16 protein-coding genes are annotated in these 16284 nt (G+C 52.2%); 1 reads left to right on the top strand and 15 read right to left on the bottom strand.

The features are described from left to right. Positions 1 to 2 precede the first annotated feature (2 nt). Positions 3 to 569 (top strand): acetolactate synthase small subunit, encoded by a 567-nt coding sequence (gene ilvN / locus AB9F26_RS05440; RefSeq protein WP_039004343.1) that lies wholly within the window; start codon positions 3 to 5, stop codon positions 567 to 569. 267 nt (positions 570 to 836) lie between these two features. Here ilvN and AB9F26_RS05435 read toward each other — a convergent pair whose 3' ends face one another. The 15 genes from AB9F26_RS05435 to AB9F26_RS05365 form a co-directional block, all read right to left on the bottom strand. Then, positions 837 to 4529 (bottom strand): vitamin B12-dependent ribonucleotide reductase, encoded by a 3693-nt coding sequence (locus AB9F26_RS05435; RefSeq protein WP_369767494.1) that lies wholly within the window; start codon positions 4527 to 4529, stop codon positions 837 to 839. A 658-nt stretch (positions 4530 to 5187) separates the two neighbouring features. After that, the gene (gene rfbA, locus AB9F26_RS05430; protein ID WP_369767493.1) at positions 5188 to 6060 is read right to left on the bottom strand and encodes a glucose-1-phosphate thymidylyltransferase RfbA; all 873 of its coding nucleotides are present in this window, start codon (positions 6058 to 6060) and stop codon (positions 5188 to 5190) included. Positions 6061 to 6062: 2 nt separating this feature from the next. Continuing rightward, the gene (rfbD, locus tag AB9F26_RS05425; protein ID WP_369767492.1) at positions 6063 to 6902 is read right to left on the bottom strand and encodes a dTDP-4-dehydrorhamnose reductase; all 840 of its coding nucleotides are present in this window, start codon (positions 6900 to 6902) and stop codon (positions 6063 to 6065) included. Further along, positions 6899 to 7939, bottom strand: coding sequence for a dTDP-glucose 4,6-dehydratase (gene rfbB / locus AB9F26_RS05420; protein WP_335586518.1), 1041 nt, complete (start codon positions 7937 to 7939; stop codon positions 6899 to 6901). The genes rfbD and rfbB overlap by 4 nt, the downstream gene beginning before the upstream one ends. 3 nt (positions 7940 to 7942) lie before the next feature. Continuing rightward, the gene (rfbC, locus tag AB9F26_RS05415) at positions 7943 to 8500 is read right to left on the bottom strand and encodes a dTDP-4-dehydrorhamnose 3,5-epimerase (RefSeq protein WP_369767491.1); all 558 of its coding nucleotides are present in this window, start codon (positions 8498 to 8500) and stop codon (positions 7943 to 7945) included. A 166-nt stretch (positions 8501 to 8666) separates the two neighbouring features. Further along, positions 8667 to 9398, bottom strand: coding sequence for a hypothetical protein (locus AB9F26_RS05410; RefSeq protein ID WP_335586516.1), 732 nt, complete (start codon positions 9396 to 9398; stop codon positions 8667 to 8669). Between the two features lie 106 nt (positions 9399 to 9504). Next, the gene (locus tag AB9F26_RS05405) at positions 9505 to 9975 is read right to left on the bottom strand and encodes a GNAT family N-acetyltransferase (protein WP_335586515.1); all 471 of its coding nucleotides are present in this window, start codon (positions 9973 to 9975) and stop codon (positions 9505 to 9507) included. Positions 9976 to 10243: 268 nt separating this feature from the next. Further along, on the bottom strand, positions 10244 to 10885 hold the full coding sequence (locus AB9F26_RS05400; protein ID WP_369767490.1) for an SGNH hydrolase domain-containing protein: 642 nt from the start codon (positions 10883 to 10885) through the stop codon (positions 10244 to 10246). Between the two features lie 782 nt (positions 10886 to 11667). After that, a complete protein-coding gene (locus tag AB9F26_RS05395; RefSeq protein ID WP_335586614.1) occupies positions 11668 to 12039 on the bottom strand; it encodes an Imm8 family immunity protein in 372 nt (123 codons plus the stop codon). A gap of 10 nt (positions 12040 to 12049) precedes the next feature. Then, entirely contained in the window at positions 12050 to 12691 is a 642-nt protein-coding gene (locus AB9F26_RS05390; protein WP_369767489.1) for a hypothetical protein, read from the bottom strand. A gap of 93 nt (positions 12692 to 12784) precedes the next feature. Then, on the bottom strand, positions 12785 to 13015 hold the full coding sequence (locus tag AB9F26_RS05385; RefSeq protein WP_335586616.1) for a hypothetical protein: 231 nt from the start codon (positions 13013 to 13015) through the stop codon (positions 12785 to 12787). After that, positions 12979 to 13275 (bottom strand): hypothetical protein, encoded by a 297-nt coding sequence (locus AB9F26_RS05380; protein ID WP_335586617.1) that lies wholly within the window; start codon positions 13273 to 13275, stop codon positions 12979 to 12981. The genes AB9F26_RS05385 and AB9F26_RS05380 overlap by 37 nt, the downstream gene beginning before the upstream one ends. Before the next feature lie 448 nt (positions 13276 to 13723). Further along, a complete protein-coding gene (locus tag AB9F26_RS05375; protein ID WP_369756127.1) occupies positions 13724 to 14377 on the bottom strand; it encodes a DUF2461 domain-containing protein in 654 nt (217 codons plus the stop codon). 81 nt (positions 14378 to 14458) lie between these two features. Continuing rightward, a complete protein-coding gene (locus AB9F26_RS05370; protein ID WP_369767488.1) occupies positions 14459 to 14962 on the bottom strand; it encodes a DUF2269 family protein in 504 nt (167 codons plus the stop codon). Beyond that, positions 14943 to 16271 (bottom strand): SDR family oxidoreductase, encoded by a 1329-nt coding sequence (locus AB9F26_RS05365; protein ID WP_369767487.1) that lies wholly within the window; start codon positions 16269 to 16271, stop codon positions 14943 to 14945. Before AB9F26_RS05365 ends, AB9F26_RS05370 begins: the two co-directional genes overlap by 20 nt. Positions 16272 to 16284 lie beyond the last annotated feature (13 nt).

Genomic DNA, 16284 nt, shown 5'->3' with positions numbered 1-16284 from the left:
AAATGTCTGTTCTAAAGATTAAAAAAGGCGCATCCAAGCACTCGGCTTATGACTTAAAAGACCCGAATGCTGATGTCATAGAAACGCATACTCTAGCTTGTGTTGTTGAAAACGAGGCGGGTGTTTTGGCGCGGGTCATCGGCTTGTTTTCGGGGCGTGGATATAACATCGACAGCCTCACAGTGGCCGAAGTTAACCACGAGTTTCACCGCTCGCGGATCACGATTGTCACCTCGGGAACCCCGCAGGTCATCGAGCAAATCAAAGCGCAACTTGGCCGTATCGTACCCGTTTACCGTGTCAATGATTTGACAGTCGAAGGCCCGAGTGTTGAGCGCGAATTGGCGCTTTTCAAAGTGGCTGGAAATGGCGAAAAACGTGTTGAAGCCTTACGTTTGGCCGATATTTTTCGTGCCAATGTCGTTGACAGCACGCTCGACAGTTTCATTTTTGAGATGACCGGCACAAGTGAAAAAATTGACGCTTTTGCAGAGCTAATGCGCCCGCTTGGGTTGGTTGAAACTGCGCGTACGGGTGTTGCCGCCCTTGCACGTGGCGGGGAAAAATAAGCTGGCTTTTTTAAACTCTTTAAACAAAAAACAGCCGCGTTTTTAAAGATTTTAAACATTAGAAAGCCGAGGTTTTATCCTCGGCTTTTTGCATTTTCCTCGAATTCACACTCGTGGAAAGGAAAAAGGGGAGCCCAAAGGCTCCCCGAGTTTCGCTTATCAGGCTCATCATTCGTACCGCCCGGTATTCTGCCTGCGGCCTGATCCGCGTCAAGGGCGAGCGCACCCGCCCCGGAATTCCCCCGACCCGAAGGTCGAGGAGGTTTTCTAGCTACACCCAGATGTTCCGCCACAGGTGTTGCATTTCATACAGGTGCCATTGCGCACCAGTGTGTAGTTTCCGCAATCACCACAGGGATCGCCCTCGTAGCCTTGCATTTTTGCTTTCGAACGCAGGTCCATTTGGCCCAAGCCGGTTGAAACAGTTCCGGACGAAATCGACGTCGTTGTCGCCGTGGAAACCTCTGGAACAAGTGACCTCAACGTGGCGATTGGATCGGCGAAATCGCTCAATGCAGTTGCCCCCGCGCCGCCCTGAAGGACAATTAACTCTTGGGGAAACCGCTTGCGCAAATAGCCTGTAGAGCTGATTTGTTTCAAAACTTCCAAGGACTTGGATGCTGCAGCTTCACTCACAGTTTGTACGTTTGAGACGCCTTCCTGATCGCCGCGACCAATGTCGTCAAAGCTTGCGCCCTCTGGTTTGACATGCGCGAGGTCGGTGCGATCCAAGTAGGAAATAGCTAATTCACGGAAGATGTAGTCTAGGATCGAGGTCGCGCTTTTAACGCTGTCGTTGCCTTGAACCATGCCAGCGGGTTCGAATTTCGTAAACGTAAAGGCATCGACGAATTCTTCGAGAGGCACACCATATTGCAGGCCAACCGAGACCGCGATGGCGAAATTATTCATCATTGCGCGAAAGCCGGCGCCCTCTTTGTGCATATCGATAAAGATTTCACCAAGATTGCCGTCTTCATATTCGCCAGTCCGCAGATACACTTTGTGGCCGCCGACATTGGCCTTTTGGGTATAGCCTTTGCGCCGCTGAGGCATCTTTTCGCGGTGGCTTTTGATGATCTCTTTGATGATGATCTTTTCGACAACTTTCTGCGCCAAAACCGCAGCTTTTTCCCGTTGGGAACCGCTTTCAAGAATGTCTTGTGCCTCCTCGTCGTCCTCAACCAAAGCAGAGGCCAAAGGTTGCGACAGTTTGGATCCATCACGGTATAGCGCGTTTGCCTTGATTCCGAGGGACCAGCTCAATTCATAAGCTTTTTGACAGTCCTCAATCGTAGCATCATTCGCCATGTTGATGGTTTTGGAAATAGCACCCGAGATAAAGCTTTGTGCCGCCGCCATCATATAGATGTGGCTGTTAACACTTAGGAAACGCTTACCAATTTTTCCGCAAGGATTGGCGCAATCGAAGATTTCGTAGTGTTCTTCTTTGAGGTGCGGCGCGCCTTCAAGGGTCATTGTTCCGCAAACATGGTCGTTCGCTGCGTCGATTTCCGCCCGCGTGAAGCCAAGGTGGCGCAGCAGATCGAAGCTTGAGTCATTGAGCTTTGCGACTGGAATTCCGAGCGTCTTGGTGCAGAATTCTTCGCCCAAAGTCCATTGGTTAAACACGAACCGGATGTCAAAGGCGCTTGGCAGCGCTGCTTCGATTTTATTCAATTCGGCCTGACCAAAACCGTGCCCAATGAGGGAGGTGTGATTGATGCTTGGGGCGTTGCCGATGCTGGCGTGGCCAACCGCATAGCTGATAATTTCTTCAATGTGCGCCGTGCCATAGCCTTGTTTTTCGAGGGCCGCGGGAACAGATTGGTTGATGATTTTGAAGTAGCCACCACCCGCGAGTTTCTTGAATTTCACCAGCGCGAAATCAGGTTCAATCCCCGTGGTGTCGCAATCCATAACGAGGCCGATGGTGCCCGTCGGCGCAATAACCGAGACCTGCGCGTTGCGATAGCCGTGCTTCTCGCCAAGGCGCAGAGCTTCATCCCAAGCGGAAGTGGCCAAGTCGATTAGGCGCATGTCGGGACAGTTTTTGTGATCGAGCGCGAGGGGTTTGATATCAAGCCCTTCGTAGCCGTTTACCTTGCCATAGGCTGCGGTGCGGTGATTACGGATGACGCGCAGCATATGCTTGGAGTTTTTCTCGTATTTCGAAAACGCGCCCAGTTCGCCCGCCATTTCGGCGGAGGTCGCATAGGCAACCGCCGTCATGATCGCCGTCAAAGCGCCGCAAAGCGCGCGGCCTTCGTCGCTGTCATAGCCAAAGCCCATGTTCATCAGCAAACCGCCGATGTTGGCATAACCAAGGCCCAACGTCCGGAAATCATAGGAGCGTTGCGCGATTTCTTTGGAGGGGAATTGCGCCATGGTGACGGAAATTTCCAACGTGATGGTCCAAAGACGCGTGGCGTGCATATAGTCTTCGGCTTGGAATTCGTCGTCCTTAAGGAAGGTGAGCAAGTTCATCGACGCAAGGTTACAGGCCGTGTCATCGAGAAACATATATTCGGAACAAGGGTTTGAGCCGCGGATCGCACCGTCTTCGGGGCAGGTGTGCCAAGCATTAACGGTGTCGTGGTATTGGATGCCCGGATCGGCACAGGCCCATGCGGCATGGCCAACTTGTTCCCAAAGGTCGCGGGCTTTTATGGTCTTGGTGACAGCGCCGTCGGTGCGGTTGATCAGGTCCCAATCCGTGTCTACTTCGACCGCTTTCAAGAAGGCGTCCGTGACGCGGATCGAGTTGTTTGAATTTTGGCCAGAAACGGAGCTATAGGCTTCGGAATCCCAGTCTGTGTCGTAGGTTGGGAATTCAATGCTATCATAGCCTTGGCGGGCATAATCCAGAACGCGCTTCACATAAGTCTCTGGGATCGCAACTTTTTTCGCGGCCCGCACGGCGTCTTTTAGCGCGTCGTTCTTTTTGGGTTCATAGGCATCTTGGACGGCGCCATCCCAAAGTTTAATTGCCGCGAAGATGGCGTTCAGCTTCTCTTCGTGCATTTTGGAGCCAGCGACTATGGAGGCAACTTTTTGCTCTTCAAGGACCTTCCAGTTGATGAATTCTTCGATATCTGGGTGGTCCGCATCGACGATCACCATTTTGGCCGCGCGACGGGTTGTGCCGCCGGATTTGATCGCCCCTGCGGCGCGGTCGCCGATTTTTAGGAAACCCATGAGGCCAGACGAACTGCCGCCGCCCGAGAGTTTTTCGCCCGCCGACCGGAGGGACGAGAAGTTGGTGCCAGTGCCAGAGCCGTATTTAAACAGACGTGCTTCGCGGACCCAAAGGTCCATGATACCGCCCTCGCCCACCAGATCGTCGGCCACGGATTGGATAAAGCACGCATGCGGTTGCGGATGCTCATAGGCGGAGGTTGAGAGGGTTAATTCGCCCGATTTATAGTCGACATAATGGTGGCCTTGGCCCGGTCCGTCGATACCGTAGGCCCAGTGCAGGCCCGTGTTAAACCATTGTGGAGAGTTGGGGGCGGCGCGCTGGCTGGCGAGCATATGGCGCATTTCGTCGTAATAGGCGCGCGCATCGGATTCAGCTGAGAAATAGCCACCCTTCCAACCCCAATAGGCCCAAGCCCCGGCCAGACGGTTAAAAACCTGCTTGGCGCTGAGTTCGCTGGTTGTGCGTTCGGATTTAGGGAGTTTTTCGAGCGCTTTTTCATCAGGAACCGAGCGCCAAAGAAACTCAGGGACCCCCTTTTCTTTCACTTTTTTCAGAGCAACCGGCACACCCGCCTTGCGAAAGTATTTCTGGGCAATGACGTCGCTAGCGACTTGGCTCCACTTAGCGGGCACTTCAATGTCTTTGAGTTGGAACACAATTGTACCATCTGGATTGCGAATTTCCGACAGTGTTTCGGTGAATTCTATATCCGCATAAGCGTCTTTTCCGGATTTGGTAAATTTGTGTTCGATTTTCATGTCGTTGCCCCGTCGCTGACCCTGCGGTCTCGTTTTAAAGTGCAAACCAAACCCACACACCGTGATGAAGCTTGATCCCAAATTCGTGCTGGTCGGTGAAGAAAAAGGAGTGAAAACCCGCCAATGATCATGCAATCAACGGCGTAAGCGCGATTTGAAAATTTAATTTCGCTCTTAAACTTGTCTCTGTCCCTTTTGCCGCTCTGCCACTAAATCTTGTGGCATCCCCGACCGGCACCCACAAGGTGGCGTATTTGAAGCCATTCGGTCAACGCAAATATTTGACTTATCCACTGGTTTTTTTCGTTGACCTGAGCGGATTTTCGGGACGGGTGGCCTCATTTTGATTCTAATGGTTAATTTATTTTTTGCCCGCTTATTGAGCCGGTTTTGGAATTGTTCAATAGATCGGCTGAGTTAGGGAATTGGACTGAGAAACTGGGTGAAGTTATCCACAGCAGAGAGTATTAACAGAAGCCCAAATTCGAAAGATGGCCGAAGCGCCCCTCTCGCGATTGATTCCTAAAAAATGATTACCAACTAGGGTAGTTCTCTCTAAAATCTGTTCTAATTTAGTATCACTTTGGGTTTTGAACTCACACGACGCAAGACGGGGGCACCTTATGGGACCCCCGTTGTGATTCTCGCCGGTGAAACGTTAATGGATCAAACTGGCCAAATAGGTGCCATAGGCATTTTTGCCATAGGTCTTGGCGTGAACGGCCATCATCCCAGCATCAATCCACTTGTTCTCAAATGCAATCTCTTCGGGACATCCCACCTGCATCCCTTGGCGCAATTGTAGGGTCCGCACGAAATTTCCGGCGTCCAACAGGCTGCCATGGGTGCCTGTATCGAGCCACGCAAACCCGCGCCCCATGGTTTCAACCGTCAGCGAGCCGTCCTCAAGGTAGGTCTCAAGGAGGCTGGTGATTTCCAATTCACCCCGCGCGGAGGGTTGTACTTGATGCGCACGCTTTGGCGCATCACCATCGAGGAAATACAGGCCCGTCACCGCGTAGTTCGACGGTGGGTTCTTTGGCTTCTCGATGATTTCATTAGCGTTTCCATCCGCGTCAAACCCAACAACACCATAGCGTTCAGGATCGGCGACGTGGTAACCAAACACAGTTCCGCCTGTGTTTTTCTCATCGGCGCGCTCCAGAATTTCCGGAAGCCCGTGGCCAAAAAAGATGTTGTCACCAAGCACCAAAGCCGATGGCGCCCCCGCAAGAAAGTCCTCAGCTAGGATATAGGCCTGCGCCAACCCGTCTGGATTTTCTTGCACGATATAGGTCAGCGATAGGCCCCACTGGCTGCCGTCGCCAAGCGTGCGGATAAATTGGTCTTGGTCGTGCGGCGTTGTGATGATCGCAATTTCGCGTATGCCCGCGAGCATCAAAACCGACATCGGATAGTAAATCATCGGCTTATCATAAATCGGTAGAAGTTGTTTCGAGACTCCAACAGTAATGGGGTAAAGGCGCGTGCCGGAACCGCCCGCGAGAATAATGCCCTTACGTTTTGTCATAATTACTGGTCCAATTTATTTAGTGTTTTAGTCAATGAGGCGCGCCAATCTGGGCGCTCAAGGGAGAAAGCGGACAAATCATAACAATTCATCCGCGAGTTTTTCGGCCTTTTTGCGGGGGTCGGATAGGCCGTTGAGGGAATATCCTGAACCGCGCAGGTGATGCCAGTTTGGTGGAAAATTTCCCGCGCAAAATCCGCCCAACTTACGTCGGGGGCCCCCGCGAAATGATAGGTCCCAGATTTTCTTGGGTCCTGCGCTAGTTGTTGAACGATGTCAAAACAGGCCGCCGCGATATCCTGTGCGGCGGTGGGGCCGCCGACCTGATCGGCCACGATGTTTAAGCTGTCGCGTTCCCGTCCAAGGCGCAACATGGACTTCACAAAGTTGCTGCCATGCCCGGAGAAAACCCAACTTGTTCGCAGGATTGCGTGGATCGGATTTGCCGCCCGCACGGCCTCTTCGCCCGCAAGTTTTGTTGCCCCATAGATATTTAGCGGACCGGTGGTGTCCTCTGGCGATCTAGGACTGTCGCCCGCGCCATCAAAAACATAATCCGTCGAAATTTGAACGAAAGGAATATTCAAATCACGACAGGCAACGGCCATCGCCCCTGCCGCTGTCCCGTTGATCGCCTGTGCGATTTCGGGCTCATCCTCAGCCTTGTCCACATTCGTATAGGCCGCAGCGTTGATCACCCCAAGCGGTGCACGGTCCCGAATAATTCGCGCACAGCCTTCTGGATCACTGAGATCGGCCTCGTCCCGCCCAAGGCAAACCACCCCCGCAAGTTTCGACAATTCGCGCCCGACTTGACCCGTTTTGCCAAAAACCAAAATCATGATTTTGTCCCAAGGCGCGCGCCAACCCCGTCGCGGTTTTGCAACGCCGACCACCAGTCTTGATTATCCAAATACCAATCAACGGTTTTGGCGATACCTTCTTCAACGGTCACCGAAGGGCGCCAGTTGAGTTCGGTGCGGATGCGCGTTGGATCAATCGCATAACGCAAATCATGTCCGGGGCGATCGGCAACAAAGCTGATCAAATCGGCATGGGGCGCGTTTGAGGGGCGGCGTTGATCGAGCACCCCGCAAATCATTTTGACGAGATCCAAATTCGTGGCTTCGTTTTCGCCGCCGACATTATAGCTTCGGTTTAGCACGCCCTTTTCCAACACACACAAAAGCGCGTCGGCGTGGTCTTCAACATAGAGCCAGTCGCGGACGTTTTCGCCCGTGCCGTACACAGGGATCGCCTCGCCCGCGAGCGCCTTCAGGATCACCACGGGAACCAGCTTTTCGGGAAAGTGGTACGGGCCGTAATTATTGGAGCAATTGGTCATCACAACGGGCAAACCATAGGTTTCGGCCCATGCGCGCACAAGGTGGTCACTCGCGGCCTTAGACGCTGAATACGGCGAGTTTGGCGCATAGGGCGTGTCTTCGGTGAACTGCCCGTCGGCCCCCAACGAGCCAAAAACCTCATCGGTTGAGATATGGTGAAAACGAAAGCCCTCGGGCTTGCCCGCCCCTTCCCAATAGGCCCGCGCGGCCTCAAGAAGGATATACGTTCCAGTAATATTGGTCTGGATAAACGCCCCAGGTCCGTCGATCGAGCGGTCAACATGGCTCTCGGCGGCAAGATGCATCACAGCGTCGGGCTTATGCGCAACCAGAATGCGATCCATCGCGGCGCGGTCGCAAATATCGGCGTGCTCGAAGGCATAGAGAGGGTTTTCGGATACGCTTGCGACGTTTTCCAAACAGGCCGCGTAGGTCAACGCATCGACATTCACAACTTCATGGCCGCGCGAAACCGCCAAGCGCACAACTGCGGAGCCAATAAAACCTGCGCCGCCCGTAACCAAAATTTTCATGCTCTAACCTTTATATTCAAATGGGCTGTCGAAGGTGCTAAACACCTGTGCAGCCAAGTCTTTTTCCGAAAGAACCGGAGCCGCCACATCAAGGGGCCACGTCACGCTACAACTGTCCCACCGCACCGCGCCGTCACATTCGGGCGCGTAATAATCAGTACATTTATAGACAATTTCCGTATCCGGCTCCAAGGTCATGAACCCATGCAAAAAACCCGCCGGTACAAGAAGCTGTTTGCCGTTTTCAAAGCTCAATATTTCGCATGCCCACTGGCCATAGGTCGGCGAGCCTTTGCGAATATCAACGGACACGTCAAACAAGCTACCTTTGCCACAGCGGACCAACTTGTCTTGCGCATGGGGTGGCGCTTGAAAATGCAGCCCGCGCACAGTGCCTGTTTGCGATGAAAGCGAATGATTGTCTTGGACGAAATCATACGCCAACCCCGCCGCCTCGAATGCACGTTTAGAATAGCTTTCGCTAAAAAAGCCGCGATGGTCGCCAAAACGATCTGGCGTGATCACGAGTACACCTGATAATTCGGTTTGAGCAATATCCACGGGGGCCTCTTAGGTCTAAGTGATGGTTTTCGCGTCAATACCGCGAAAACACGCGATTGCCCAGCTTTATCAAATCCATATAGAAGCGGCCAGCCTCAAGCGCCAAATGGCAGGACAAACTCAACCGCCGTAAAGTTCAAATGAGGGTAAAGCCGTTTCTCCCGCCCTATTTTATTTCGCGGCCCGCCCACCACAGGCGCTCATCGATCATGAATAGGCTGGCTCTAGCGATTTCTCTACGATCCCCAACGGCAATGAGTAGGACAACGGTGTTATCATTCACCCATTCTTGGACCGAATCTCGGCACGCATCCTTCGAACGTTTAGTCTGCGCATGGCACTCAAGAAATTTCTCCCGATATATGCCTGACATTATCGTTTTATCGCGAGGCACGGCGTCACTGTAAGTCGTGCGATCAAATTCCATCCCATCAACGATTGTGTTTGATAGCGGAACAGTAATACTCCCAGTTTTGTTAGTCAGTGCTATATAAGCCTCATCAATCAGCGGGCCTTCACCGTCTGGCGCCAGAGTTTCAACAAGAAAGCCACATTCACGTACTTCGTTCCAAAGCACATAACGTACTTTGCCTGCCGTTTTAGAAGTTGTGTCCCAAAGAGCGATGTTTCCTTGCGGAGGATTGCCCGGAACATCCGCCAGTCTCAAGCGCGGATACGTGTTTCCACAGGTCTTTTGAATGCCAAATGGAAAGTAGGGCAGCCTTTGTTCCAATTCTGACCTCAAGCCTTCGGTCCCAGGATATAGGTCTGAGACTTCAGAGGGCGCAACGACCTTGAGATCAGGAGTTCCGGTACTGTTTGGCACACAGGCATTCAGCACAGCCACGGCAAGAACTGTCAGGGAGAGCCTAGCCCAAAATCCACCTATCCTAAACATAGCATCCTCCAACAAATTTTCATCCAATACCCGTAAGCTGCGTTAGGTTTCAGCTTCAGCTGTGCGGATGAAGCGAAAGTCTAATGTGAGCTGTGTGAGGAAGCAATCATCTGACTGTTGTCGCGGTCCAACATATGACATTTCCATCTTCCTCATCCAGCCTTTGCCCTGTTTCCACTAAACCGTTTCGAGCAAGGACGATCTGGGAAGCGGTGTTGTCGATACTGCATTCCGCTGTCACTTCTCGAACCCGGTCGTCGTCCCTCGCCCATGTCAAAAGCTCAGCCAATCCACGACTGACTGCGCCTTTCCTTTGACGTGTGGGGGCAATGCCAAATCCGATCTCGAGACGTCCATCTGCGTGTGGCTTCACAACGGAGCAAATGCCCACGACTTCACCATCTTCGACGAACATCCAGGCCGCTGGGACAAAGTCGAGAGCGATGGAAGAAGCGAGTGAGCGCAACATTTCAAGAACGGCCACAGGAGCCACCTGACTATCAGGGAGGCCTAAACCGCGCGGCGAACCGCCTCCAATTATTTGGTGAAAATCGTTATCGTCTATCGCAATTAGCATTCTATTTCTCTCGTTCTCGCACCTTTTGGTGCACGCTTTAGTGAATTGTCCCGTCGTTTAAGACATTCAGAAACGGGGAAGGCTCGCGAAATAACTTTTACAGCGACGCTTCAACATCTAAATTTTGGGGGAAGCGATTTCATTCCCTCCCAAAATGCGCCAGAACCGAAATGTAATGATATATAATTACATTCAACCACTTAGCGTTTAAAATTATCAGGGCACAACGGAAATAAATCAGGAATGTGATAGGCCGCATTTGTCCCCCCTATTTGGATTCAATGTTGCTGAGAAGAGAGCTTTCACGCGCCGGATCACGATCAAAACGCACGACTTCGGCTGTTAGGGGTGCAATCAATCGGGCACCTTTTACCGATAAATAGTCATCATCAGGGTAAAGGTTTACACCTTTCAAAGTGATGAAACACCTTCTTGTATTAGCATCACAGAGCGCGTCTGCGACAGAAACAACCCGTATCCTGTCGTTTCCACGAGCACGTTTTTCAAACAAATTCACGATGGGAGAACTCCGCTCCAAGTATCGCTCATACGATGTCGTCAACTCACCCTCAGGCACCGTTTCTAACATCCGTTGCTTTACTAAAGTCAGAGGTACGTTCCAGCCCGCCTCTGGAATTGGCGCCCCGAGCACGACATTGAGTTGCGCAGACAGTTCATGTATCCGAAGTTCGATAAGTGAATGAACTCTCTTTCTGCTATCCGCACTATCCCATCGCCAAAACGAATGAATGCTATCCTCAAGGGCTTTTTCTACAACTTCTAAACAGCGAAAATTTAATGGCATTTTATAGTGCTGGAAGCCAACCAACGGTGCGCAATTTGGATGACTAGCAGTATAAACTGAAGGGGTCCGGCACAACTGGACAGCGTGCTCAGGTGTATCCCACACGAGTGAATGGATACACGAATGACGAAGCGACGCGATTTTTCAGACAAGTTTAAGGCTGCTGTGGCGCTTGAAGCGTTGCGCGGGGACAAGACAGCCAAGCGCTAGCTGCATCCTACACAGGTGAGTACGTGGAAACGGCAGGCGATTGAGGGCATGGCAGGCGTCTTCTCAAATAAGGTTAGGAAGGCTGAGAACAAGGATGGTGAGATCAAAAACCTTCACGCAAAGATTGGTCAGCTGGCGCTTCTCGGGGTGCCCCCCCCCTGCCGGCCAACGGGTAGAGAACGATTTTTGTCACAGGGTCTAAAGCAATGTGCCCGTTAGAACGCCGCGAGATGATCCGCCGGTCATCGATCTATTCCATGCCGGTTAGCTTTGCCCCCGCGGCGTGGCGGTTCAGTTTGTGCCGATTGCGGTTTTGGTGGTTTTGACGGGGAGACGCGGAACATTGGAGGAGCTTGCCGAGCTTGTGGCGCCGCAGTTTCATGCGAAACCTAATCGAGTGAATTTTGTGGTAAGTCGTGGAGGGAGGAGCTTGGGTGTTTTGCATACTGGTCAATCTGGTCGTATTGTAGACTAATCTTGGTACATCTTCTTCATTTCATCGGAAAACTCTACGTCCTAAAATCTTAAGTAACCTGGTGCGCGGGGCGGATTTAGTGTGATTTTCGGATTACTGTCCAACACAGATCTATCTTGCAAGAACGGTGCAGGTCTTCGGCCTGTTGCCCGAAGCCGATCATGGTAAGAACTGCTAATCTTAAGACCATCCGTTAAACTGCTTAAGAAATTTCTTGGTGGTCTTCGTATTCCCACATTCCAAACCGCGCTAGTCTATGTGCAACTTCGTCCCAGCCTTTGCCTGTCGTTTCCGCGCATAGTTTTTCGATCATAGACCTAATCTTTTCCCAATAGTATTCTGCAACCACAAGCATGTGTCTACCGAATACCCCAAAATCCCCAAAATCTTGGTTGATTGACTTGGAAGCTATCCATTGTGGTGTACAAACGAAAAAGGTGAAATTATCAAAAGAGCTGCCTTTCTCTGGCCCAATCGAAGCTTCAATGTTGAAACCGAACGTATCTTCGATATCTGGCCAATATGTGCGTTCATCGATATCTATCGATGCAAGTGATTTGAGTTCGGCTTTCACATTTATATTCCTATTCGGATACGTCGAGGTGCGCATTTGATCTTACGATCCATTTCCCCTTAATAAGTACCCTTGTCTCAAAATTTACTTGAAGGCCAGTGTTAGTAAACGGACTATCCTTTGGGATTGGGGAGCAGAAAGTCCTCATTTTGTCCGCACTCACGAGTGTTCTAATGTCACTTGCAACGCGATAACCTGGCCCAACCCACGCCTGCCCATTTTCAGCCGCTTCTGCTCTTGTGGCACTACCGGCCAATGTAAGGTTACCTTGCCCTAGTTGGGAAGCTTCACGCAATACCCCTTGTTTTTGGGTAGAAGTCAGTGCCCTATTTGCAGCTTTTTTAATTGCAGAGTTTCCAATCGTTTTTGTCACGCTCATGATTGCTTGCAGTGTTTTAGTGATGAAGCCCAGACCCACTTCTACTACCGCGAAACCAAAACCCGCCACACTGCCGACGTAGCGGCCGTCCTCATTTGCCCTTGTCATGTCCGCGGAGCGTTGCATCCTTGGAACCACAACTTTCGCAACATCTGCAGTCTTATTTGCAATTGTGTTTGCTCTTTCTGCCGTACCTGACAACCCATCTAAATCTCCGTTGAAAACAAATTCACCAATTCCTGCACCTATGTTGACGGCTTGGTCGAACCACACAATTTCATTCCCATTTGGATCGATTTTATTAGTCGGATCGTTAAAGCTATACGAATACCGATTGGTCCCCACACCTGGCAGCGTAGGATCAAATCAGTCTGGCTGGATGAACATGGCAAGTTCGGGGGCGTAGTATCTGGCGTTGAGATATTGCAGGCCGGCGTCGGCATCAAAGCGTTCGCAGATGAAGCCTTTGGTTTCCGCGGGATCGAGGGAAGCGACAATATCGTCGGCTTCACCAATGGGTGCATAGATCGATCGTTTGGCAATGCTGCCCGTGCTATCCGTCACAAGGCGCACGGAGGCGAGTTGATTGCCGTGCATATAGCTGACCTTGGCGCCGGTTTGGCCCGTTTTATAGGAGAGGCGGACGCCACTGAGGGGGCGAGGATGGTTTCCGTTGTCCCCGACTTGCGCAGCTCCACGCCGCCAAAATAGAAGGTCACTTCGCCGCCCACCATTTTGGATAAGCGCGTGCCGTCGGCTGCATATTTATAGGCCGTTGTGACGCCATCCATGGTGACCGATTTGGGCCGGTTCTCGCCATCGCAGGTCATGGTTTTGCCATGCAGACCCTGCTTCATGTTGCCATTCGCATCATTGGTGAAGGTCTCAAGGTCAACTTTATGAGGTGCGTTATGCGACTGCTAAGTGCCACACAGAGAAGCGCGGGCATTCATCGGGGAATAGTTAAAACTCTGGCGGTAAATCAAGTGATCCGCTTCAATCGTGGCTGCGGAAAAACTGCTTTTAATATCACAATCACAGCTCAAAGCAGACCGTCGCCGCCAAGTTCAGCAAGGTCGGCTACGGGCCGTTAGCGACATTGATGGGGGAATGATTTGGCCCAATTTCAGCACCAGACTTCGGCTCTTTCTTCCGGAGGCTGGCCCTTATGGAAAGCTCGCCTCATTCTATTAATGGAAAAATCTGGTGAGAGAAACGCGAGGTTCGCTTATACAGCTAGACCATACTAATGCGCAGCCCCATGAAGGGCGGCGACTCCGCTTCGGATATCTCTCTTGCGCGCCTTCAATCGAAGTAGCGTACCAACGGGGTGCTGGCGCGAAATATCTCGATCAGCAAATCTATTACTTCGTCGTCGAGTAGGAGCGCGTCCGACAGGTCTTTGCGGCATCCAAGGCCGACCATTTTCAAATAGGGTTCAGCGGGACCGCTACTCTCAAAGCCGTCCGGCACAGCGCCCAACGTCTTTCGTGTGATCACTCCCTCTGGGAAAGTCTTCTTGAACGCAGCGTCGGCCAAGACGTCAGTCAGGCCTTCCGGATCATCGACCAAACGGGATCGCATCCGTGCGAGCGCTGGCTTAGAGGGTTGAAAAAGCGCGGCACCTGCGTGGCAGTTTCCTGGCTCAATGTGGAGATAGTATCCGAAGTCTTCCGAGGGATGACCTGCGTTGGCAAAAACATCCACACCGGAGCGGTACAGATCACGCCCAATGCGGTCGCGCGGCTCTTGGAATAATTTGGTGTAGCTTTGTTTGGGTTTGCAAATCGCCTCAGCGACGAAGGGATCAAAGCGATGCGCGTAGTCGTGCAGTGTCATGGCAATGCCTGCGAAATTGCGCAGGGCGTCATCGCGCGCGTCGCGGTGGGCATCCAGCCAGACTTTGCGGTTGTTCTGTCCGAGATCCGTTAGGAACGTAAATGTTTCTGGCTCAACCATGGGTGTACCTCCAATTCCGCAGTTTCTGCGATGCGCGTACAAAATGCATCAACAAAGTGATTTCTAAAGGTATCAGAAAGGCTATCCAGCCCAAATCATGATCTCGGGTCTAGCGGTCATAAGCCACAACAAAATCACAATTGCCAAGAAGGCCGGGATGCCGCACGCGAACCATATGCGATAAAGGCGCATGTATCGTGGCGTGAGTGGTGCGCCGGTTTGTGCGGATGCGCGGGCCTCATCTCGCATCTTTGCTTGGATGACTATAACCGGTAGCCAGAAAAGCCCAATAAAGACATAGAGCGCAAGCGAGAGAGCAATCCAACCTTCCGACAACGGCCATCCAAGATTTAGCGCTAGAGTGATTCCAGTGAGGGGCTGTGCAATCGCAGCCGTTGCTGTGAACAACATATCGGCAATGACCACGATGGCGGCGGTATGGGCGATGCTGGCGGGGTCTTTGGTGCGATGGGCCATGACCATGAAAAGGCGATACCCGACCCCGTTCCGATCAAAACGCAGGCGCCCAGAACATGCAGCAGGCGGACAATTTCGATCCAGTCGATCATCGGGTCTCCAACGCAATGCGTGCGATCATTGCAAGAGCGATGCCGGGTATGACTTTTACCAAGGGGCCAAGAGGATCAAACCAAAGGTGCGGCACAAAAAGCGTCGATGCTACTAAATAGAAAAGGCTGACAAGAACCGCGAGCCAACAGGCCAATTTTGCAGAGGGGCGATAGGCAAAGGCCGCAGCGATCCCAATGTCAACAACGGCCCAGAAAAGGACACTTCCGAGAGCCAATACATGGGGCCAACCAACGTCTTCGAGAACAAGCGCCGCTTCGTTTGCGCGTATGATACCGATGGCACCGGACAGGAACCAAAATGTGACGAGCGTGGCAATAATGAAAGGGGTGAGTAAAGACATCCGCGCAAACAGGCGATCCTCGACCCGTGCGGGCATATGCGCCAAAGTTTGCGAGAGCGATTTGACCGCAGGTATGCCAAACGACGAAAGGTCTGAGGGCACACCGGTAACACCATCGGCTAATACTCTAAGTGCGGTCGTGCGCAACGGAGAACGCCACCCCAGCATTGCCAAACCATCCGCGACCTTGGCAATTGAGCGGGTCAAAAAGCTTGAAATGGTGATCTCGCGTCTCGCGGGTGCAAAGCCCAGCCAGCCGCGCATAGAGGCTACAACTTCCCGCAACGAATGCGTTTCGTTTTCAACGAGGTCGCCGACAAAGCCGTCGGGAATATCGCCCCTGACCGCGGCGCTCACGACCGCGGCAAGATCATCCAGTGCAACGGTTTGAACGCTCGCGTCAGGAACCGCCAAGGGTTGGACTAGCGGAAAGGCCGAAAGCATGCGCAGCATGGTCGTGCCCCCATAACTATGTTTCGCCAAGACAAGTCCGGGGCGAAAAATAGTGTGTCGAACGCCCGCTTTCTGAATTGCCGCATCGCCCCTTGCCTTGGATGTAAGAAACAGCGTCGTCGCATCCAAACGAGCCCCAATCGCAGAAATTTGGACGATTTTAATGTCCGCCGAAACGCAGGCTTTGGCCAAAGCTGACACGGCGTGATGATGAACCGCCTCAAGATCATCCTTTGGCCCGTCCTGTAGGGCACCCGAACAATTCACGACAACATCAATGTCTCTCAGGAAGGGTTGCCAAGCATGCGCCTCGGTCAAAGAACGTAGATCGCCTGAAAGCCAACGGATCGTCGGAAGAACACGTTCTCCGGCGGCAATATCCCTGCCAAGCCCAATGATCTTGTGGCCATCTCGTTCCAAACGCTGCGCTATCCCACAACCAATGAGGCCATAAGCTCCGACAACAAGGACATTCACCACAGTTCGGCTTTCCTGATCATGACTATTCATGCAGTTTCTCTAG

The sequence above is a fragment of the Falsihalocynthiibacter sp. BN13B15 genome (assembly GCF_041205415.1).
Classification (GTDB): Bacteria; Pseudomonadota; Alphaproteobacteria; order Rhodobacterales; family Rhodobacteraceae; genus Falsihalocynthiibacter; species Falsihalocynthiibacter arcticus.
This window is presented reverse-complemented; position numbering and strand designations above follow the sequence as displayed.